The sequence below is a fragment of the Streptomyces sp. NPDC041200 genome (genome assembly GCF_055591805.1).
This window is the reverse complement of sequence record NZ_JBVIZF010000024.1, coordinates 45,552-63,502: the sequence shown is the minus strand read 5'-3', so window position 1 is coordinate 63,502 and position 17,951 is coordinate 45,552. Positions and strand designations below refer to the sequence as shown.

Here is a 17,951-nt window from a genome sequence, read left to right as displayed (position 1 = left end):
TTTCCTCGGGTTGGTCTTCTGCGCCCACGGGGTCGTCAGACGTAGAAGTCGAGCTCTTCCTGCTTCTTCAACAGGTCGCGCATCCGGTAGGGGTCCTCACCGAAGAAGTACACCAGGCCCCAGTGGGTGCCGAACGCGGTCCTCTTGGTGACAGTCTCCTCGAGCGGCGTCGAGAGGTCGTGCGACTCGTAGTAGTCGTCGTCCTCGGTCTCCTCCGGGATCTGCAGGTCGCTGACGACACGGCGGCGCGGGTAGACACCGAAGCAGCCGGCGACCCCGGACGCGTCGACCACCTCGCGCGGGAAGAAGGCGTCGATCTCTTCCTCGGTCGTCTTCGGATCGAAGGCCAGCACCAGCCCATGGTAGGCGTTGAACCCGTATGCCCGCTCCAGCAGCTCGAACACCTTGAAGCCCGGCGGTCGGTAGGCGACCTCGCCGAAATACATCTCGCCGTCACTGGTGACGAAATACTCCGGGTGCACGAAGCCGAACTCGATGTCGAACGTCTTGATGAGCTTCTCGATCTGCGCCGTGATCTGCGGGCGGTACCGCTCCAGCTCCGGGGTTGCCGGCACGAACACCGAATATCCCAGCGTGACGTATTCGGAGATGTTGAGGAACTTGATCTTCCCGTTGTGTACCCACGCCTCGACCGCGAACTCCCAGCCATCGAGGTGGGATTCCATGAGGACCGGGAATTCCTCTTCCGGAATCGTGTCGACCTCGTCCGGGGTGCGGATGACGCGGTGCCCCAGGCATCCCGCCTTGTCGAACGCCTTGAGATGGATCGGGTCGTTCGGGTCGCCGTCCAGCTTGAGCAGGGTCTGATTGACGCGCTTGAGGAAGCGGATCACGTCGTCCCGGTCGTGGGCTTCCTCGAATATTCCGACCCGGATGCCACCGAGCTGCGCGCGGCGCTTCATCAGCGCCTTGTCCCGCAGCAGCATGGCCTGACCGTACAAACGCGGGTTGTCCAGCAGAACGGAGTTGATCGCCCCTGCCCATTCAACCGTTTCCTCGAACAGCGGGATCGCGACGTCGACACCCTCGTTCTGAAGAGTCTCGGCGATCTCCATGGAGCGGTCGTTGAGCCGTTCAAAATTCCACAGCATGTAGGGGATGCCGTGGTTGACGCAGTACTCCTCGGCCCACTCCGGCGCCACGACGACGTATCGCCGGTCGAACCGATCGAGGGCTTCCACCGCATTGAGACTCCAGCCAAGAAGCGCTACGTAGCCTTTGTCCGGGTTCTTGGTGGCCGGTTCGACTTGTGGCATAGACAGTTTCTCCTTCGGCGCGTGCGCGCATCGACGACGTGACTGGCGCCTACCCGACGATCTGCCGCCCAAGCGCTTCGCTCCCACGCACAAGGTTTTGTGGTGAAGCCGGCGCTGTCGGGTGTCCCGTCAGCTCGGCAGCGGGCTTCGTCGTCCATCCAGGAACGCGGAACGCACGATTCCCGGTCGATTGCCGCGTATCCGCATCAAGTGGAGTAGGCAAGATAGACGGCGACCTGGCTGTTCTCGATGCGCCCGGCGGTGCGTCAGCCGGTGGTGAGCACCATCCGGAAGCGGGCGGCGCCGGACATCATCTTCCGGTACGCCTCGTCGGCCCGGTCCAGCGGCACGGTCTCGACCATCGGGCGGATCCCGCGCAGCGCGCTGAACGCCATGGTGTCCTGGACGTCCTGCGCGGTGCCGGACGGGTGACCACGGACGATCCGGGCGCCCATCACCAGTTGGGACGGGTTGATTCCCAGCGGGGTGGGGTCCACACCGATGACCACCAGCTCGCCGCGTGGGGAGAGACCGTCCACGGTCGCCGTGATGGCGTCGGAATTGGCGGCGGTGGCCAGGACGGCCTTGGCGCCGCCGAGGGACCGCAGCGCGTCCGCGACGGCGGTGTCCGCCGTGCTGTCGATGTAGTGGTGCGCGCCGAGCTGCTTGGCGAAGTCGGCTTTGCCGGCCCCGCGGGCGATGGCCACGGTCTCGAAGCCCATCGCGGCCGCGTACTGCACCCCCAGGTGGCCGAGGCCGCCGATGCCGAGCACGGCGACCAGATCGCCGGGCCGGGCGGAGCTGCGCCGCAGCCCGTTGTACGTCGTCACCCCCGCGCAGGCCAGGGGCGCCGCATCGGTCGCGGTCAGCGCGTCGGGGATCCGGGCGAGGGCGTCCACCGGCGCGATCACCGCCTCGGCGTACCCTCCGTCGTACGCCCATCCAGGGATCTTCAGGTTCTCGCAGACGATGAAGTCGCCGTGCCGACAGGGCGGGCAGTGGCCGCAGCTGCCGCCGAACCAGCCGACCGCCACCCGGTCGCCCACCCGCCAGACGTTGTCCGTGCCCTTGCCGAGTTCCTCGATGCGCCCGGCGATCTCATGCCCGGTCACCAGGGGAAACCGCACGCCCGGGACCTCGGCGTTCACGAAGACGCTGTCGCTGTGGCAGACCCCGCAGGCGTCCACGGCGATCCGCACATGGCAGGGGCCGGGCCGCGGCACTTCTCGCTCGACGATCTCGAATGCGCCACCGGCGGCACCGACCTGCGCGACTCGGAAGGTACTCATCTGGGTCTCTCCGGGGTACGGGGATGAATCCCCCGGATCCAGCAGACCAGCTCCGCCCGGATCGCGCGCGCCGGACAGCGCGGACGAGGTGTAGGCGTCGGTCGAGATCGTCGCGCTCGTGCCGGTCACCCGTGCTGACCGGACTTGGTGGGATGACCGCGTGGACCGTGTGAGACAAGGCGGGCAGCCTGGTGCGGACGTATCTTGGCGCGCATGCAGTCATACACGATCGGCCAGGCCGCACGGTTGCTCGGCGTGAGCCCGGACACCGCTCGGCGGTGGGCGGACGCGGGCCGGGTGGCCACCCATCGCGACGAGGCCGGGCGGCGGCTCGTCGAGGGGAAGGACCTGGCCGCCTTCTCCGTGGAGCTGGCCAAGGGCGGCGGCAACGGCGAGGAGGACGTCTCCTACACCTCGGTCCGCAACGCCTTCCCCGGCATCGTCACCGCCATCAAGCTCGGCGACATCGCCGCCCAGGTGGAGATTCAGGCCGGGCCGCACCGGCTGGTGTCCCTGCTCACGCGCGAGGCAGTGGAGGAGCTGGGGCTGGAGGTGGGTGTGGAGGCCACCGCCCGGGTGAAGGCGACGAACGTGCACATCGACCGCGTCTGAGCGGTGGGACGTAGGCCTTGGCCCCGGCTCCGGCCAGGGCACCGCCGCAGGCCCAGTTCGCCGGAGGTCACCCGGGTAGGGGGCGATCGTCGGGAGGTCGTCGCGGGCGTAGGAGGTCGGGTATCCGTCGGTCGGGTTGCTCGCAGAAGCCGCCGAACCCCCGCTCGCGGCCGACGAGATGAACCGGCTTCCGCGGTCACACGGGCGCCTCGGCGTGCAGCCGCTCCCCGGTGATGTCCGGGTCGGCGTTGAAGAAGGCCTTTCCCGCGGCGAACACCACCAGGGCGGCGATGCGCGGGCCTCGTAGCAGGCCAGGTCCCAGCCCGCCGCCCGCAGCGCGGGCCGCAGGTTCTCCTCGGCCAGCGGGTCGGCCGGGTCGAGGGGGCGGCCGTGGCGGGCGGCGCGCTCGGCGCTGCCCGCCGCGTACGCCGGGCTGTCGATGGCGAAGCGTTCTTCCCAGGTGGCGGCCTGGGGTGTGACGTAGGTGCGAGTCGTCGTGCGCGCGGAGCGGTCGGCGACGAGGGCGGCGAAGCGCGCGAACGCGCCGAAGGCGTCAACGGCTCTCTCGTCCACCTCCAGGTGAAACTGAAGCCCCCAGGCGGAACCGCCGATCCGGAACGCCTGCACCGGGTAGCGGTCGCAGGAGGCCAGCAGGACGGTGCCTGGTGGAAGGTCCATCGTGTCGCCGCGCGAGTGCAGGACACCGAGCCGTTCGGGAACGTCGCCTAAGAGCGGGTCGGCGCGCGGCGGCCGGGGACATGCCCACCGTGCCCCAGCCGATCTGTGGCCCGGGGCCAGGATGGGCCACTCCGCCCGCGGCCACGGCCAACAGCTGCGCACCCAAGCACACCCCGAGCACGGGCACTTCGGCCTCCATTGCGGCCCGCAGCAGCGCCAGCCCGGCCGCCTCCAGCGCCGTGCCGATGGCGTACGGGCCCTCCTGCGGGGCGTGCTCGACGACCAGGACATTCGCCACCGGGGCCACCGGGTCCGGGTTCACCGGGCCCCTCTCGCCGCTGTCAGCTCCACGCGGTGTATCCGCCTTCCACCCGGATCGCATCGATGCCGCTGATGTGCCGGACGCCGCAGCGGTCCTGGGGGAGCGCCAGTTGGGGGCCGACGCGGTCGAGCGGGGTGTCGTCGATGGTGACCGCGAGCAGGACGGGGGCGCGGCCGAAGTCCGGATCGATCTCGGCCCAGGACAGCATCGTGTGGTGGCCGTCCGCGCCGCGCACGGCGATCAGGAAGCGCAGGCGGTCCTTGCGCTTGGCGGGGTCGAAGGCGGGGCCGGCCGAGACCAGAACCTCGTGCAGGAGGGGGTCGGTGAAGCAATGGTGCTGGATGCCACTGGTGGCGCACTCGAAGCTGACCTGGGCCCGGTGCTGAGGCCAGGCGAGCAGTTCGGACACCGTCAGCCGGGCCGGACGGATCAGGCCGTGCAAACGCACATGCCAACCTCTCCATCCGGAGATCCGGCTCATGCGAAGAGACCGCAGGCCATGCCCTGGCATCTGCGGCAGTAAGATCGCTGCATGCACACCTACCGGATCGGGGACGCGGCCGCCTTGCTCGGTGTCAGCGTCGACACCGTGAGGCGCTGGAGCGTGGTGTTCCGGCGGTTGCCGTGATCAAGTCGACCAGCGTGGTCGTCGAGAGACCGTAAATGTGTCCGTCAGGACCAGAGGGAGTGGACCCTTGAAGACCCGTTCCGCGCACCGGCCCCGCCGGACCCTACAGGTGGCCGCGGCAGGCGCCGCCGCCCTGCTGACCCTGAGCGCCTGTTCGTCGTCCGACGATTCCTCGTCGAAGAAGTCGGACTCCTCCGACTCCGCCTCCGCTTCAAAGAAGCTGTCGGGCTCGGTGACCGTCTTCGCGGCCGCCTCGCTGAAGGAGAGCTTCACGACGCTGGGCAAGGAGTTCGAGAAGCAGCACCCGGGCACGAAGGTGAACTTCAGCTTCGGGGGCAGCGACTCCCTCGCCGCGAGCATCACCGGCGGCGCCCCGGCCGATGTGTTCGCCGCCGCCAGCCCCAAGACGATGAAGATCGTCACGGACAAGGGGGACGCGTCCGGCCAGCCCGCCACCTTCGTGCGCAACCAGCTGGAGGTCGCCACGCTGCCGGGCAACCCCGACAAGATCTCCTCCCTCAAGGACCTCACCAAGTCCGGGCTGAAGGTCGTGCTGTGCGACAAGACGGTCCCGTGCGGTGCCGCCGCCCAGAAGGCCCTCGACGCCAGCAAGCTCAAGCTCACCCCGGTCTCGTATGAGCAGGACGTCAAGAGCGCGCTGAACAAGGTGCAGCTCAAGGAGGCGGATGCTGCCGTGGTCTACAAGACCGATGTGAAGGCGGCTGGTGACAAGGTGGAGGGCGTGGAGTTCCCCGAGTCGAAGAAGGCCATCAACGACTACCCGATCGCTCAGCTGAAGAGCGCCCCCAACGCCGCCGTGGCCAAGGCATTCATCGCGCTGGTGCAGTCCCCCGAGGGCCAGAAGGTCCTCGGCCAGGCCGGGTTCCTCAAGCCGTGACGTCGCCGGACAAGGCAGGCGCCGCGGAGATCTTGGAGGGCGCTCCGCGGCGCGGCCGTGTCCGCAGGGGCGACCGCGGGCGTGTCCGCAAGGGGGCTCCGCTGCCGCTCCTCCTGCCCGCGCTGATCGGCCTGGCCTTCCTGCTCGTCCCGCTCGTCGCCCTGCTGGTACGGGCCCCCTGGGGTAGCCTCCCCGACCTGCTGACCAGCACCGAGGTCTGGCAGGCGCTGCAGCTCTCGCTGGTCTGCGCCACGGCCGCGACCGCGGTGAGCCTGGTCGTCGGTGTCCCGCTCGCCTGGCTGCTGGCCCGGGTCGAGTTCCCGGGGCGCGGCCTCGTACGGGCGCTGGTGACGCTGCCGCTCGTCCTGCCGCCGGTGGTGGGCGGTGTGGCCCTGCTCATGGCGCTCGGCCGCAACGGGGTCGTCGGGAAGTGGCTGGACTCCTGGTTCGGCATCACGCTGCCGTTCACCACCACGGGCGTCATCGTGGCCGAGGCGTTCGTGGCGATGCCGTTCCTCGTCATCAGCGTCGAGGGCACCCTGCGCGCCGCCGACCCCCGCTACGAGGAGGCCGCCACCACCCTGGGCGCCTCCCGCTTCACCGCCTTCCGCCGGGTGACACTCCCGCTCATCGCCCCCGGCATCGCGGCGGGCGCCGTGCTCGCCTGGGCGCGCGCGCTGGGCGAGTTCGGCGCGACGATCACCTTCGCGGGCAACTTCCCCGGCCGCACCCAGACCATGCCGCTCGCCGTCTACCTCGCCCTCCAGAACGACCCGGACGCGGCCATCGCCCTCAGCCTGGTCCTGCTGGCCGTGTCCATCGCGGTCCTGGCCGGACTGCGTGACCGCTGGATGACCGCCTCATGAGTGACACCAAGAAGACGACACACGACCCCCTGCGCTCCGTGGGCCCGGACGGCGAGGGACTCGACGCCCGGCTCGTGGCCGAGCGCGGGTCGTTCCGCCTCGACGTGGCCCTGACCGCCGCGCCCGGTGACGTCGTCGCACTCCTCGGCCCCAACGGCGCCGGCAAGACCACCGCCCTGCGCGCGCTCGCCGGACTCGTCCCGCTCACCGGCGGCCACTTCCGGCTCGACGGCGCCCCGCTGGACCACATGCCCCCGGAGTCCCGCCCGGTCGGCGTGGTCTTCCAGGACTACCTGCTCTTCCCCCACCTCTCCGCGCTCGACAACGTGGCCTTCGGGCCCCGCTGCCACGGCGCCACCAAGGCGGAGGCCCGAGCACAGGCCGCCGAGTGGCTGGACCACATGGGCCTCGCCGACCACGCCGGAGCCAAACCACGCCGGCTCTCCGGCGGGCAGGCCCAGCGCGTCGCCCTCGCCCGCGCGCTGGCCACCCACCCCAGGCTCCTGCTCCTCGACGAACCCCTCGCGGCCCTCGACGCCCGCACCCGCCTCGACGTCCGCGCGCGGCTCCGCCGCCACCTGGCGGAGTTCGAGGCGGTCGCCGTGCTGGTCACCCACGACCCGCTCGACGCCATGGTCCTGGCCGACCACCTCGTCGTCATCGAGGACGGCCACATCGTCCAGGAAGGCGCGCCGTCCGACATCGCCCGCCGCCCGCGTACGGACTACATCGCCCATCTGGTCGGCCTCAACCTCTACCGGGGGGAGGCCGAAGGCCACACGGTCCGCGTCGGCGGCGGACCCGACATCACGACCGCGGAGGAGCTCACGGGCCCGGCATACGTCGCGTTCCCCCCGAGTGCGGTGACCCTGCACCGCGACCACCCCACCGGCGCCAGCGCCCGCAACCTCTGGCGCTGCGAGGTCACCGGCCTGGAGACCAACGGCGACCAGGTCCGCGCCGACCTCACCGGCGACCTCCGTCTCGCCGCCGACCTCACCACGGTCGCCGCGGCCGAGCTCGGACTCCAGCCGGGGGCCACGGTGTGGGCGACGGTCAAGGCGACCCAGACGCACGCCTACCCCGCCTGACCTCGCTGGACGACCCCTGGCTCCCCGGTCTGCGAGGTTTCCGCCCTGCTTCGCCTCGCGGATGCGACGGTCCCGCCACGGCGCCGCCCACGCCGAAGCCGCTGCCGGCCACGCACGGGGAAATGGCACGCGCAGGGACTCCGCGAGTCGACCAATTCGGTGGCGAGCGCTTCGGGCCTCCTGCCCAGCAGCCGTGCCGCGTCCGTCAGCCAGGTCCGGGCGTGCAGATAGGGCTCGACCTCAGTGGCGGGGATTCCGCCACGGCGTCGCCGAGCCGGAGGACCTGCCCGTCGTGGAGCGGTTCATCGACGGTGTACGGGCTGAGCGGTTGGCCGAGGTACTCGGCCAGGCAGCAGCCTGCATTGCGCCGCTGACGGCCTGGGCGTCCGGCGCGCTTGCCGCGATGCCAGCGCCCATGGACTGCGGCGGAGCGTTGCCCCCGAGGGGGAAGGGCCTGCGCTGCCAGGTCGCCCAGGCCGGGAGCTGCCCGGCGGTACCATCCATGAACTCACGGTCGGTTCTCGGGCTCACCACCGCGCAGGTCGGCCCTTGAGCTGCTGCCAGTAGCGCCGGTGGGCGTGCCGGGCCTGGTCGCTCGTCATGCCGGGTGGAAGCTCCTCGTCCAGCGGATCGGCGAGTTCGGCGATGTCGCGCAGGGCGGCCGCCTGGCAGGCACGCTTGGTGAACGCGCACTGCTCGACGCAGTCTTCTGGCGTGTGCTCGGCGATGGCGACCCGGTAGTCGCACACGGCTGCGGTGATCAGTCCTCCGGCGAAGGCGTGGCCGTTGACGGCGGCGACGGTCGGGCGCGGGTAGGTGAACAGCCGCATGTTCGTGGCCCGATAGTCCTGGAACCAGGCCGCCACGTCCGCCGGATCGCCCGCGAAGAGCGGGAAGTGCTCGCCGAGGTCGAGACCCGCGGAGAAGCGGGCACCGGTTCCGGTCAGGACGACGGGCGAGTCGGATGGTCACGTTCGAGCCGGTCGAAGGCGTCGTGCAGGTCGGCGAAGAAGGCCCGGTTCTGCGCATTGACCGGATTGGTCGTCATCGTCACGACGGCGACACGACCGCGCCGTTCGATCGTCCAGCTCATGCTCGTTCCTCGCATTCGTCGGTGATCAGGCAGGCTGTGGACCCGTCGGTCCGGGCCTCCAGGGCGCGCAGTACGGCCACCATGTCCTCGCCGCCGTGGCCTTGGGCGACCGTCTCGCCGTAGAGGGCGTGGCAGATGTCGAGGAGCGGGGAGGCCAGGTCGGCCTTGCGGGCGGCCTCGGCGATCAGGCGGTTGTTCTTCAGGACGTCCGCGGCGGCCGCCTGGACGGTGAAGTCGCGGTCCAGCAACTTGGCCGCCTTCACGCCTGAGACGGCGCTGGCCATGGGCCCCGCGTCCAGGACGTCCCGGAGCAGGCGCTGGTCGAGCCCGTGCCGGTCGGCGAAGTGGAACGCCTCGGTCAGCCCCGTGATCAGGGTGATCAGGAACAGGTTCACCGAGAACTTCATCAGCAGCGCGCCCGGGACCGCGCCGCAGCCGAACGTCTCCCGGTGCATGGGGGCGAGCAGAGGCCGTACGGCCGCCACGGCGTCGTCGTCACCCGCCAGCATCCCCACCAGGTCGCCCTGCTCGGCGGGGACGCGGGATCCGGATACCGGGGCCTCGACGTAACGTCCGTCCGCGGCCCGGATGTCGTCCTGGAGGCTGCCCGAGTACTCGGCCGAGGTCGTGCCCATGTGGACGACTGTGTGACCGGCGACGCGCGCGGCGAAGTCCGGGGTGCCGCGCCCCAGTACGGCGTCGATCGCTCCCTCGTCGGCCAGCATGAGAATCACGGTCTCGGTCCGGTCGAAGACCTCGCTCGGGCTCGCCGCGACCTCGGCGCCGGCCGCGCGCAGCGGCTCGCACCGGTCGGCAGTGCGGTTCCAGACCACGAGCCGTGTCCCCGCGCGGGCCAGGTTGAGTGCCATGGGCTGCCCCATGACCCCGAGGCCGACGAAACCGACGTACACGATGCGCCGCCTTCCTGGCTCACGCCGAGGCCGAGCCGCCGCTGTCGCCACCGACTATGACAGCGGTCATAGTAGTGGCGGCTATGACGGCGGTCATAGTGTGGGCTCCGGAACGCGCGGGACATGATTGCTGGAGGTCGAAAATGACGGTGCCCGAACGGGGACCGCGCGAGCGGATGGTTTTCAGCGCGGCCCAGCTCATCCGGCGGGACGGGGTCGACACCACCGGCATGCGTGACGTCGCCGCCGATGCCGCCGCCCCGCGCGGATCTCTCCAGCACTACTTCCCCGGCGGTAAGGTGCAGCTGGTCAACGAGGCGGTGGACTGGGCGGGCGGGTACGCGGGAGGCCGTGTCGCCCGATTCCTGGCCGCGCTGCCCGAGCCGACGCCGAGTGGGCTGTTCGCCGAGATGGTGCGTCAGTGGACCGACGAGTACGAGGCTGTCGGCTTCGCGGGGGGCTGCCCGGTGGCTGCTGCCACGGTGGACTGTGCGGAGTCGGTCCCCTCCACGCGGGAGGCCGCATCCGCCGCGTTCGCCACCTGGAACGGGGCGGTTGCCCAGGCCCTGGCCGACATGGGAGTGCCCGAGGAGCGGTCCGGTGCGCTCGCCACGCTCATGATCAGCGCCCTGGAGGGGGCGATCCTCATCGCCCGGGCCGAGCGGGATATCCGTGCCCTGACGGCCGTGGCCCGGGAACTCGGGCCCCTCCTTGACGCGGCGGTGAGCAGGGACGACTGACCCGCTTCCCCTGCTGAAGGGTAGCCACGAACTTTCCAAGCCGGGCGAGCCCCCTTCGCGTAGTTCGTCGGCCGACGCCCCGTACGAGAGGCAGACGTGGCTGTCCGCAGTGCGGATGACCAGTGCCGGCGTCGCCTGGTCACTGGATTCGCCAGACGGCGACGTCCTTACCCGGGACTGGGCGCTGGAACTGATCGGCCGGATCGTCGCTGCCGTCGCGGTTCCGGTCACCGCTGACATCGAGGGGTGCCCGAATCGACACCTTCCTGTCCGGGCCCGGCACCCCGGACACCCGGCTGACGGAAACTCTCTCCCGGGCGCACTTGTACGTCGATGCGGGCGCGGACGGCATCTTCGTCCCCGGCGTCCCTCGCCGAAGGCATGGCCTCCCCGGAACTCAACGCGCTGCTCTCCGCCCCCTCACTGACCCTGATCGCGTCGGGCGGCGCGGCCAGCGCTGCCCCCCTGCCTGGCAACGGGTACGGGCGCAGATCGTGCTGCACGCCGCGCGGCCGCTCCAACGCCCGCATCGCGCGGGAGGCGCGTCCGACGACGAGTACGTCATCAGCGCAGACGCAGAGCCTTATTGCTGGGGACCAAGATCATCTCGAGGTGGCCCGCAAGGACGCGGCCAGTTACTCCGAGGACGTGTAAGGGGTTCCCGGCGTCGGTCATCCAGGCCAGCCCCGTAGCGCCGACTCGAGCGACCGAGGTCGGTGACTGGTGGGGTGCGGTGCAGGCGTCCGACCAGGGCGGATGGCATGCGCACGGTGCCGCCCGCGCCCACGCCCTGTTCCTGCTGACCGCGTACGTGAGCGGCGCCGAGCTGCCCGGACGGCAGCGGGTCCTCGGAGTAGTACTCGAAGTTGCGCCCGCACAGCGGGGATCGCTTGATATTCACGCCGGACCCCAGGACGACATGCACACCGAGCGCACGGGCCTCGCGTCCGACCGCCGCGCCGATGCGGGCGGCGACCTCCGGGTCCCCGTTGCATCCCACCGCCACCGCGGGAGGAGGCAGGTGGACGGCAGGCTCTCATGGATCCCCATGTGGTCGAACGCCCCCACCCGGCGTCACACTCCATGCGGCCTGTCGGTCAGAACGACCGGGGCGACACCGACCTCCTCCAGCGCGCGAGTGGACCAATAGTCCCGCCCCGACAGCAGCGAAGCCTTCTGCTCCAGGGACAGGAGGGACAGGTCGATCTGCGGCATCTGGGCATCCTTCGACCTCGTGGTGGCGGAGCCCCGGCACGGGCCGGACCTTCCGTCGGCGGGCACGGGGACACCTGCGTGGACGATCGCGGGTGGCCGAGCGTCTGGGGCCGGGAAGCCAGGGCAAGTGACCGCACAGCGGCTTACTGACGCGCGTCAGAAACAGCGCCGGTTCTGCCACCCGCACAGCTTGGCGCAGACGCGCCATCCAGACGGCACGTCACATCGCAACAGGGCGAATGTTGCCGGGCCTGCCCGGGCCTATCTGGTGCGGCGCTGCCGACTTCATGCCTGCGCGTGGCCGTACCGCGCCCTGGCCGAGGTCAGGTCGGGTTCGCCGAACCGGGCACGCAGAAGGCCGAATGCGTGGACCTTGTCCGCGCCGAACCTCTCCACCTGCGCTGCATAGGAGTCGGCGGTGAGGAACGTAGGGGGTGTCGTCTTGCTGTGGAACTTGTCCGCGTACATGACCAGTTGCTCTTCGATGGTCTCGGCCAGGTAGTCAGCCTCGGGTATGGCGAGCTTCTGCTCGCGGATGTCGTGCCGGGAAAGACCGACTCCCGTGTGACAGGAGCAGAAGCGGCGCAGGGGCTCCGGGAAGCCCTCCTCGTGGAGGATCTCGTAGCCGAGGACGCCATGGCGGATGTAGTTGCGGTGATCGAGCCGGCCGGCCTGGTCATAGAGCCGGTAGACGCCGATGTCGTGGAGCAGGGCGCCGACACGGACGAGGTCGGCGTCGAGAGGGACGGCGGTCTGTGCCACAAGCTGTGCGGCGATGCCGCAGACGATTTCGCAGTGGGTGAAAACGAGGTCCAGCGCCTCATGCGACGGCGCGTACCGCTCGTGCAGCGCGCGTACCTCATTGACCGTCGGAAGGATCACTCCGGCAGCGTACTTTCCCACCCCCGAGCAATCTGTCGCCAACACACCAGCCAGCCGGGCGCCATGAGGGCGTGACTCCCGGCAGGGACCGTCAAGCAGGGCGAACGTTGCCTGATGCGGCACTAGGGTCCGTCTTCAAACGGATCTTGCCGGTGCCCGAGTCGCCGATGAGCACGAGCGGCCGCCCCTCGCGGACTCAGGACGGGCTTTTGAGGTCGCCGACCGTCTCGGGCAGCACGTTGGGGTTGCGCTCGTAGTCGAAGTCCTCCAGCCGCTTGTGCCGGGGGAACTTCGCCGCGCGGACCAGCCGCTGCTGGCGGCGGACGTCGCGGTCAGCGACCTCGACCTGCAGCAGGTTCAGCAGGTAATGCTTGTAGGAGGCATGCTCGTGCCGGGCAGTGGCCGCCGGCTCCGCAAAGCGTTCCCGGAAGGCAGGAAGCCGCAGGCCCCGGCAGGCTTCGTCGATCAGGACGTCCTCCGGGTCGCCCTCGGCAAGCGGCATCCGGGTGGGCGGGACTTCGGCGCCCGTCTTGGCGGGGCTCATGCGCTGGTGCCCTTTCTCTGCTCTTCGCGTGGTCGGCGAACGGCGTCAGCAGCCGGTCGTACTTGCCCATGTCGGGCAGCGCGGGCCGGGCATCGGGCGGTGGGGGTGCAGAGAGATCACCTTCGCCCCCTCGTCGGCGAGGCCGGGCTCGTCGTCCAGGCCGGCGATGTGGTCGGTGCAGGCTCCGGCGGGATCGGCCGCCTCGTCCAGGCCCTGGTGCTCCATTGCCTTGCGGGCCTCGACCGCCACCAGGTCGGTGCTGATCGCGCCGATCCTCAGCACCGTCTCCATGATGACCGCCGGGGCGGGCAGCTGGCGGTGCAGCAACAGCACCTCGATCAGCATCCTGGTGCCCTCTTTGTCATCGCCCTTGGCCTTCGCCGCCGCTCAGAACGCCTCATGGACCCGGGGGCATCCGCCTTCCGGGCCTGAGCCAGGGCTGCGGCCCCGGCGAACGCACCGGGCTTGACCAGCAGGATCTCCAGGTAGTGGTCCAGGATGTCGTGGTAGGTGTAGCGGCGGGTCAGCCTCGGGTGACGGGCGACGACGTTCCGCCCGTCGAAGATCCACACCTCGTTCGCCCGCAGTTTCACCCTCACCTTGGTGCCGATGAACTTCGCCGGCATCGAGTAGTAGCACTGGCGGACGGTGACCCGGCCATTGCGGTGGACCACCGGCGTCAGGTCGATCCCGGTGATCATTGCTCATTTCCCTGCGAGGTCTTCTCGGCCAACGCCAGGGTGACGGCGCCGAGTTGGCGATCCAGCGCTGTGGCGCGGTCGGCCGATGTGGATCGCGACCCGGTTCGACGACATCCGGGCCGCCCTCGGCGACCCGCGGCCCAGCGCGGACGACCGCACGCCCGGCTTTCCCGTCCCCAGCTCTTCCGGACCGGACGTGGCCCAGGCATGCATACGGTTGGACGCCCCGGAACACACCCGCCTGCGCCGGATGCTCACCGGCGAGTTCACCGTCAAGCTGCTCGGTGTGCCGTACGAGGACCATGCCTTCTTCCAGGAGCACAGCGCCACCATCGTCACGGCCGACGCCACGGAGGAGGAACGGCGGACCGCCTCCGTGGCGCTGGCCGGCTATCTGTACGAGCTGGTGGCACGCAAGGAGCGCGAGCCCGCCGACGCCCTGTCAGCCGACAGCTCCAGCGGGTCGCCGCGGGCGAGATCGGCCGCGAGACCGTGGTGGTCAAGCAGCAACCTCCGGGTACTCAGGAATTCAGTCCGTTGTCCACCGGGCGCGAAGCAGGTGTGCGGCGCCCTTCGGGCGGCGGTCGCGAGTGAACACGCCTTTCTTGTTTCCATCGACGCGGAAGATTGCCGCCGAGGTTTGAAAATCGGCGAAACTCCAGACGTGCTCACCGATAACGGCATCGATGCGATCGAATACGCGATGATACAGGTCCAGCAACGCGCTCTGGTACTCCTCGCTCCACGGCTGCGAGTGCACTGAGTGCAGCCCGGCGAGGGTGTCGGCGCCGTATTCTGTGATGATCAGTGGTTTGCCGAGCAGTCGTTCCCAGCGTTTCAGTTCGTCCTCAAGGTGCAGCTCTGCGGTGTCGAGGTCGTTGGTGTCCTCGTACCAGCCGAAATAGCGGTTGATGCCGATGACGTCGAAGAGATCCGCGATACGGTCGGACTCGGGCGGCGCCATGCCGAGGTTGGCGAACATGACGGGGCGGCTGGGGTCGGCTTGTCGGGTGAGTTCGACGAGCGGCTCGAAGTACTCGCGGACGCCGTCCTCGTTGGACGCCGGCTCGTTGGCGATCGACCATAGAACCACGGAAGGGTGATTCTTGTCGCGGTCGATGAGTTCGCGGATCGCATCCGCGTGAGCGGCCCGGGTGCGGTTGTTGATGGTGTTCGGCGAGAAGGTTCGCTCGTTCTTGGATCCGAAAATGCCGCCACCGATGTTGAGGTTCAGCCCGACGGCGGAGACCTCGTCGATGACGACGATGCCGTGGCGGTCGGCGTATTCCAGGACTTCCTCGGCATAGGGATAGTGGGATGTGCGGAAGCTGTTGGCGCCCATCCACTGCATCAGCTGGAAGTCGTGCACCATATATGCCGGGTCGTGTCCCTTGCCGCGTATGGGGCTGTCCTCGTGTTTGCCGAACCCGGTGAAATAGAACGGCTCGTCGTTGATCAGCAGCCGCAGGCCGTCCACCCGGACGGACCGGATGCCGACGGGAAGCTGGTACGTGTCGATGACATCACGGCCGTCGCGGAGCTGGACGCGGAGCTGGTAAAGGTAGGCGGCGCCGGGTTGCCACGGGTGTGCCTCGGGTACGACGAGCCGATCGTTGTCACCAGTGCCACTGGCAACAACGCGCTCCTCAGCCTCGATCAGTTCGGTGTGGATGGTGCAGCCACGCTGGGTGGCGTCGATCCGGTAGTCGACGATGCCCGTGGCGTCGACGAGGTCGGTGACGACCGTGATGTCGTCGATTCTGGCCCGCGGCGTGCTGAACAGCGTCACCGACCGTGCGAGACCGGCGTAGTTGAAGAAGTCATGCAAATACCGCTGTTGTCGACGGCCGGTCTCGCTCGTGGTGACCGAACCCGGTGGGATCGTCTCGTTGGTCAGCACGTTCTCGACGCCGATGGTCAAGCGGAACTCGGTGCCGGGTGTCACGAGTGCGGTGATGTCCGCCTCGAACGGGGTGTATCCGCCGACGTGTTCAGCGACCAGTTGATCACCGACGTAGACGCGGCCGCGGTGAGTGGCCGCGTCGATGCGGATGAGGATGCGCTGGTCGCGCCAGCCACGCGGCACCCGGACAGAACGCTGGTACCAGACCCAGCCCACGTGTTCGCGCAGGCTCGGGTTCACGAAGATGTCGTTGTAGCTGGCCGGGACCGGAGCCTCCAGTGTGCCGGGCAGGACACCGGTCCAGGGCTCATCGCCGGTGACGGTGTCCGGTGCGAATCGCCACAGGCCATCCAGGGGCAGAGTTTCCCGAGTGGCGGTACTCATGGGCTTCAGCACGGTGCTTCCTCCGCGTGCTCGAAAAGCACGTCTTCCAGGTCGTGTGGCACGTCAGAATCGCTGGTGTAAACGGCCCGCATCGTCGCGGGCAGGTCAAACGGCGGCTTGCCCTGAGTGCTGTCCGGCTCCGCGAGGACATCGAAGATGGCTCGGTCAGGTGTGCCGATCAGGCCGGCGACCCGTTCCGCGACGGGCAGCGTCGGGTTCTCGTACGGCTCCATGACGCCATTGCCGTTGAGATCGCGGAACGGTGTCCCGTTCGGTGCGACCGAGAGCGAAAGGTAGGGGAAAGACAAGGTGATTCCTCTCAGCGGACGCGGCGGATTGCCCCAATGAGCACGGCGGATATGACGGCTAGGACGACGGCCAGGATGAACAACATGCGGTAACCCATGCCGGTGCTGAAGGCGAGGGCGGCGAGCCCGGGCGTGACGAACCGGGGCGCGGTATTGGCGATGTTGAGGATGCCCATGTCCTTGCCGTGAGCCGCGTCGTTCGGCAGGACATCGCTCATCAGCGCCTGGTCGACGGCGATGTAGACGCCGTACGCGAGGCCGGCGACCCCGATGAACAGCAGGAACGTGGTCTGCGATGGCCACAGGATGAGCGGGACGAAGGTTGCGCCGATCACCAGGGACGCGGCGACCACGAGGGGTTTGCGGCGCTTGATGAGGTCCGACAGCGGCCCGGAGATCAGTGTGCCGATCGCCGCGGACACTGCCATGAGCGTTCCGCTGATCGCGATGGCTCCGGCGACACCGGCCTTCGACAGGTGCAGGTAGTCCTGCAGGATGTAAAGCTTGTACATCAGAACGCAGTTGAAGGCCAACAGCAGCAGCATGCGGCCGAACAGCGCGAACAGGTAGTCGCGGTCCAGCGGGATGCGGAAGGTGCGCAGCACCTCGCGGAAGGTGAGCTCCACCGCGGGTTGATCGCGGTTGGACTTGTCGCGAGCGAAGACAACGAACAACGCGCTGGTAAGGCAGACGATCAACGGGATCGTGCCCAGGCCGAGGCGAATGTCGCTCAAGAAGGCCGCGCCGACGACCGCGCCGAGGCTCTGCGCCAGGAGCGTGCCGCACCCGATGAGCGTGGATGCCAATCCGCGTCGGCTCGGGTGCACCCGGTCGGGCAGCACGGCCGCCAGCGGCGCCAGCAGCATGTTCAACCCGATCTCGTACGCGACGAAGAGCAGCACGAGCGTCGGAAAGGCGGTCGCGAGCGACATCGCGGCGAGGGACAGGCCGGCGAGCACGCCGCCGCCGAGGATCCATGGGTTGCGGCGGCCCCAGCGGGAGCGGGTGCGGTCGGAGACGGAGCCGAACACGATATTCGCCACGAGGCCCGTCAGTCCGCCGATCGAGGACAGCGTGCCGTACAGCGCGACTTTGGCCGACGCGTCCACCTGCTCCATGAGGGCGGGCAGCAGGGTCCCGGAGATGCCCGAGGCGAACATCCAGCCGAAGTTCGCCTGGAACAGCATCACCCCGAGGGCGCCGAGTTTCGGCTTTGGTTGGTTGCCGGTGTGGGGGACCGGTTTGACGCTGTCGCCGGGTAGCTGGGCTGAGCCCTGAATGGCTTCCGACATGACAACTCCTTGCCTTGTTACAGGGGGGACTGGCCGCTTGGCTGATCGTGGGAGCCGGATGGAGGAAGAAGCACCGGCAAGTGAAGTGCCCCCACCTTCCGGATCTTGCGTTCCGCGTCATCCGGGGGGCTGAAGAGCAGGGCGCGGTTCTTCCTCACTCGGGAAGATGCCTGCAAGCGGTGAGGTACGTCCGGCGGCCCGTGACGTCCACGGTGTCTCCGGCGATCTCAACGAGCTCACTGAGAGGGAGGCTGTCCGACACGGGCCCGACGGCGACGGCGACGGCGACGGCGATCGGACCGGGGCCGACAATCCAG

Annotated in this window: 23 protein-coding genes and 2 pseudogenes; 9 read left to right on the top strand and 16 right to left on the bottom strand. The window is 69.2% G+C overall.

Annotated elements, in window-relative coordinates:
- Positions 1 to 35: 35 nt before the first annotated feature.
- The 3 genes and pseudogenes from ACZ6CL_RS33270 to ACZ6CL_RS33260 form a co-directional block, all read right to left on the bottom strand.
- A complete protein-coding gene (locus ACZ6CL_RS33270) occupies positions 36 to 1,277 on the bottom strand; it encodes an ATP-grasp domain-containing protein (RefSeq protein WP_468942687.1) in 1,242 nt (413 codons plus the stop codon).
- Between the two features lie 92 nt (positions 1,278 to 1,369).
- Positions 1,370 to 1,540: pseudogene (locus ACZ6CL_RS33265) on the bottom strand (transposase); the annotation flags it as partial.
- Positions 1,541 to 1,543: 3 nt separating this feature from the next.
- Positions 1,544 to 2,566, bottom strand: a complete 1,023-nt coding sequence (locus tag ACZ6CL_RS33260) for an alcohol dehydrogenase (RefSeq protein ID WP_468942685.1) — start codon at positions 2,564 to 2,566, stop codon at positions 1,544 to 1,546.
- Positions 2,567 to 2,779: 213 nt separating this feature from the next.
- Between ACZ6CL_RS33260 and ACZ6CL_RS33255 the strand changes: the two genes are divergently transcribed.
- Positions 2,780 to 3,178 (top strand): TOBE domain-containing protein, encoded by a 399-nt coding sequence (locus ACZ6CL_RS33255; RefSeq protein ID WP_468942683.1) that lies wholly within the window; start codon positions 2,780 to 2,782, stop codon positions 3,176 to 3,178.
- 390 nt (positions 3,179 to 3,568) lie between these two features.
- Positions 3,569 to 3,907: a hypothetical protein gene (locus tag ACZ6CL_RS33250; RefSeq protein WP_468942775.1), complete on the top strand. Its 339-nt coding sequence runs from the start codon at positions 3,569 to 3,571 to the stop codon at positions 3,905 to 3,907.
- A 290-nt stretch (positions 3,908 to 4,197) separates the two neighbouring features.
- Here the strand turns inward: ACZ6CL_RS33250 and ACZ6CL_RS33245 are convergent, their stop codons facing one another.
- A complete protein-coding gene (locus tag ACZ6CL_RS33245) occupies positions 4,198 to 4,626 on the bottom strand; it encodes a molybdopterin-binding protein (protein WP_468942681.1) in 429 nt (142 codons plus the stop codon).
- 84 nt (positions 4,627 to 4,710) lie between these two features.
- Here ACZ6CL_RS33245 and ACZ6CL_RS33240 point away from each other — a divergent pair, with 84 nt between their 5' ends.
- The 4 genes from ACZ6CL_RS33240 (at position 4,711) to ACZ6CL_RS33225 (ending at position 7,661) form a co-directional block, all read left to right on the top strand.
- Positions 4,711 to 4,806, top strand: a complete 96-nt coding sequence (locus ACZ6CL_RS33240) for a MerR family transcriptional regulator (RefSeq protein ID WP_468942679.1) — start codon at positions 4,711 to 4,713, stop codon at positions 4,804 to 4,806.
- A 67-nt stretch (positions 4,807 to 4,873) separates the two neighbouring features.
- Positions 4,874 to 5,704 (top strand): molybdate ABC transporter substrate-binding protein, encoded by an 831-nt coding sequence (gene modA, locus ACZ6CL_RS33235; protein WP_468942676.1) that lies wholly within the window; start codon positions 4,874 to 4,876, stop codon positions 5,702 to 5,704.
- Positions 5,701 to 6,570: a molybdate ABC transporter permease subunit gene (gene modB / locus ACZ6CL_RS33230; protein WP_468942674.1), complete on the top strand. Its 870-nt coding sequence runs from the start codon at positions 5,701 to 5,703 to the stop codon at positions 6,568 to 6,570. The genes modA and modB overlap by 4 nt, the downstream gene beginning before the upstream one ends.
- On the top strand, positions 6,567 to 7,661 hold the full coding sequence (locus ACZ6CL_RS33225) for an ABC transporter ATP-binding protein (protein WP_468942672.1): 1,095 nt from the start codon (positions 6,567 to 6,569) through the stop codon (positions 7,659 to 7,661). The genes modB and ACZ6CL_RS33225 overlap by 4 nt, the downstream gene beginning before the upstream one ends.
- Positions 7,662 to 8,188: 527 nt before the next feature.
- Here the strand turns inward: ACZ6CL_RS33225 and ACZ6CL_RS33220 are convergent.
- The 3 genes from ACZ6CL_RS33220 to ACZ6CL_RS33210 are packed head-to-tail and all read right to left on the bottom strand — an operon-like array spanning position 8,189 to position 9,665.
- Positions 8,189 to 8,608 carry an enoyl-CoA hydratase/isomerase family protein gene (locus tag ACZ6CL_RS33220; protein WP_468942765.1) on the bottom strand — a complete coding sequence of 140 codons (420 nt, stop codon included), beginning with the start codon at positions 8,606 to 8,608 and terminating at the stop codon, positions 8,189 to 8,191.
- The gene (locus tag ACZ6CL_RS33215) at positions 8,605 to 8,754 is read right to left on the bottom strand and encodes a hypothetical protein (RefSeq protein ID WP_468942670.1); all 150 of its coding nucleotides are present in this window, start codon (positions 8,752 to 8,754) and stop codon (positions 8,605 to 8,607) included. The genes ACZ6CL_RS33220 and ACZ6CL_RS33215 overlap by 4 nt, the downstream gene beginning before the upstream one ends.
- Positions 8,751 to 9,665, bottom strand: coding sequence for an NAD(P)-dependent oxidoreductase (locus ACZ6CL_RS33210; RefSeq protein ID WP_468942667.1), 915 nt, complete (start codon positions 9,663 to 9,665; stop codon positions 8,751 to 8,753). The genes ACZ6CL_RS33215 and ACZ6CL_RS33210 overlap by 4 nt, the downstream gene beginning before the upstream one ends.
- A 143-nt stretch (positions 9,666 to 9,808) precedes the next feature.
- Between ACZ6CL_RS33210 and ACZ6CL_RS33205 the strand changes: the two genes are divergently transcribed.
- The 3 genes and pseudogenes from ACZ6CL_RS33205 (at position 9,809) to ACZ6CL_RS33195 (ending at position 11,097) form a co-directional block, all read left to right on the top strand.
- Positions 9,809 to 10,405: a TetR/AcrR family transcriptional regulator gene (locus ACZ6CL_RS33205; protein WP_468942664.1), complete on the top strand. Its 597-nt coding sequence runs from the start codon at positions 9,809 to 9,811 to the stop codon at positions 10,403 to 10,405.
- A 115-nt stretch (positions 10,406 to 10,520) separates the two neighbouring features.
- Positions 10,521 to 10,595: pseudogene (locus ACZ6CL_RS33200) on the top strand (hypothetical protein); the annotation flags it as partial.
- A 19-nt stretch (positions 10,596 to 10,614) separates the two neighbouring features.
- Positions 10,615 to 11,097: an isocitrate lyase/phosphoenolpyruvate mutase family protein gene (locus tag ACZ6CL_RS33195; RefSeq protein ID WP_468942763.1), complete on the top strand. Its 483-nt coding sequence runs from the start codon at positions 10,615 to 10,617 to the stop codon at positions 11,095 to 11,097.
- Here ACZ6CL_RS33195 and ACZ6CL_RS33190 read toward each other — a convergent pair.
- The 9 genes from ACZ6CL_RS33190 to ACZ6CL_RS33150 all read right to left on the bottom strand — a co-directional run bounded on the left by ACZ6CL_RS33190 (position 10,989) and on the right by ACZ6CL_RS33150 (position 17,634).
- Positions 10,989 to 11,405: a glycoside hydrolase family 3 N-terminal domain-containing protein gene (locus ACZ6CL_RS33190; RefSeq protein WP_468942761.1), complete on the bottom strand. Its 417-nt coding sequence runs from the start codon at positions 11,403 to 11,405 to the stop codon at positions 10,989 to 10,991. The genes ACZ6CL_RS33195 and ACZ6CL_RS33190 overlap by 109 nt on opposite strands.
- A 74-nt stretch (positions 11,406 to 11,479) precedes the next feature.
- Entirely contained in the window at positions 11,480 to 11,620 is a 141-nt protein-coding gene (locus ACZ6CL_RS33185) for a hypothetical protein (protein ID WP_468942662.1), read from the bottom strand.
- A gap of 285 nt (positions 11,621 to 11,905) precedes the next feature.
- On the bottom strand, positions 11,906 to 12,502 hold the full coding sequence (locus ACZ6CL_RS33180) for an HD domain-containing protein (protein WP_468942659.1): 597 nt from the start codon (positions 12,500 to 12,502) through the stop codon (positions 11,906 to 11,908).
- Positions 12,503 to 12,698: 196 nt separating this feature from the next.
- On the bottom strand, positions 12,699 to 13,046 hold the full coding sequence (locus ACZ6CL_RS33175; protein ID WP_468942657.1) for an ATP-binding protein: 348 nt from the start codon (positions 13,044 to 13,046) through the stop codon (positions 12,699 to 12,701).
- Positions 13,047 to 13,091: 45 nt separating this feature from the next.
- Complete coding sequence (locus ACZ6CL_RS33170; RefSeq protein ID WP_468942656.1) at positions 13,092 to 13,391, bottom strand: hypothetical protein; 300 nt, start codon at positions 13,389 to 13,391, stop codon at positions 13,092 to 13,094.
- A complete protein-coding gene (locus ACZ6CL_RS33165) occupies positions 13,385 to 13,747 on the bottom strand; it encodes a Mu transposase domain-containing protein (RefSeq protein ID WP_468942654.1) in 363 nt (120 codons plus the stop codon). Before ACZ6CL_RS33165 ends, ACZ6CL_RS33170 begins: the two co-directional genes overlap by 7 nt.
- Before the next feature lie 529 nt (positions 13,748 to 14,276).
- Positions 14,277 to 16,046 carry a beta-glucuronidase gene (uidA, locus tag ACZ6CL_RS33160; protein ID WP_468942652.1) on the bottom strand — a complete coding sequence of 590 codons (1,770 nt, stop codon included), beginning with the start codon at positions 16,044 to 16,046 and terminating at the stop codon, positions 14,277 to 14,279.
- Positions 16,040 to 16,342, bottom strand: a complete 303-nt coding sequence (locus ACZ6CL_RS33155; RefSeq protein WP_468942650.1) for a hypothetical protein — start codon at positions 16,340 to 16,342, stop codon at positions 16,040 to 16,042. The genes uidA and ACZ6CL_RS33155 overlap by 7 nt, the downstream gene beginning before the upstream one ends.
- An 11-nt stretch (positions 16,343 to 16,353) precedes the next feature.
- Complete coding sequence (locus tag ACZ6CL_RS33150; RefSeq protein ID WP_468942648.1) at positions 16,354 to 17,634, bottom strand: MFS transporter; 1,281 nt, start codon at positions 17,632 to 17,634, stop codon at positions 16,354 to 16,356.
- Between the last annotated feature and the right edge of the window lie 317 nt (positions 17,635 to 17,951).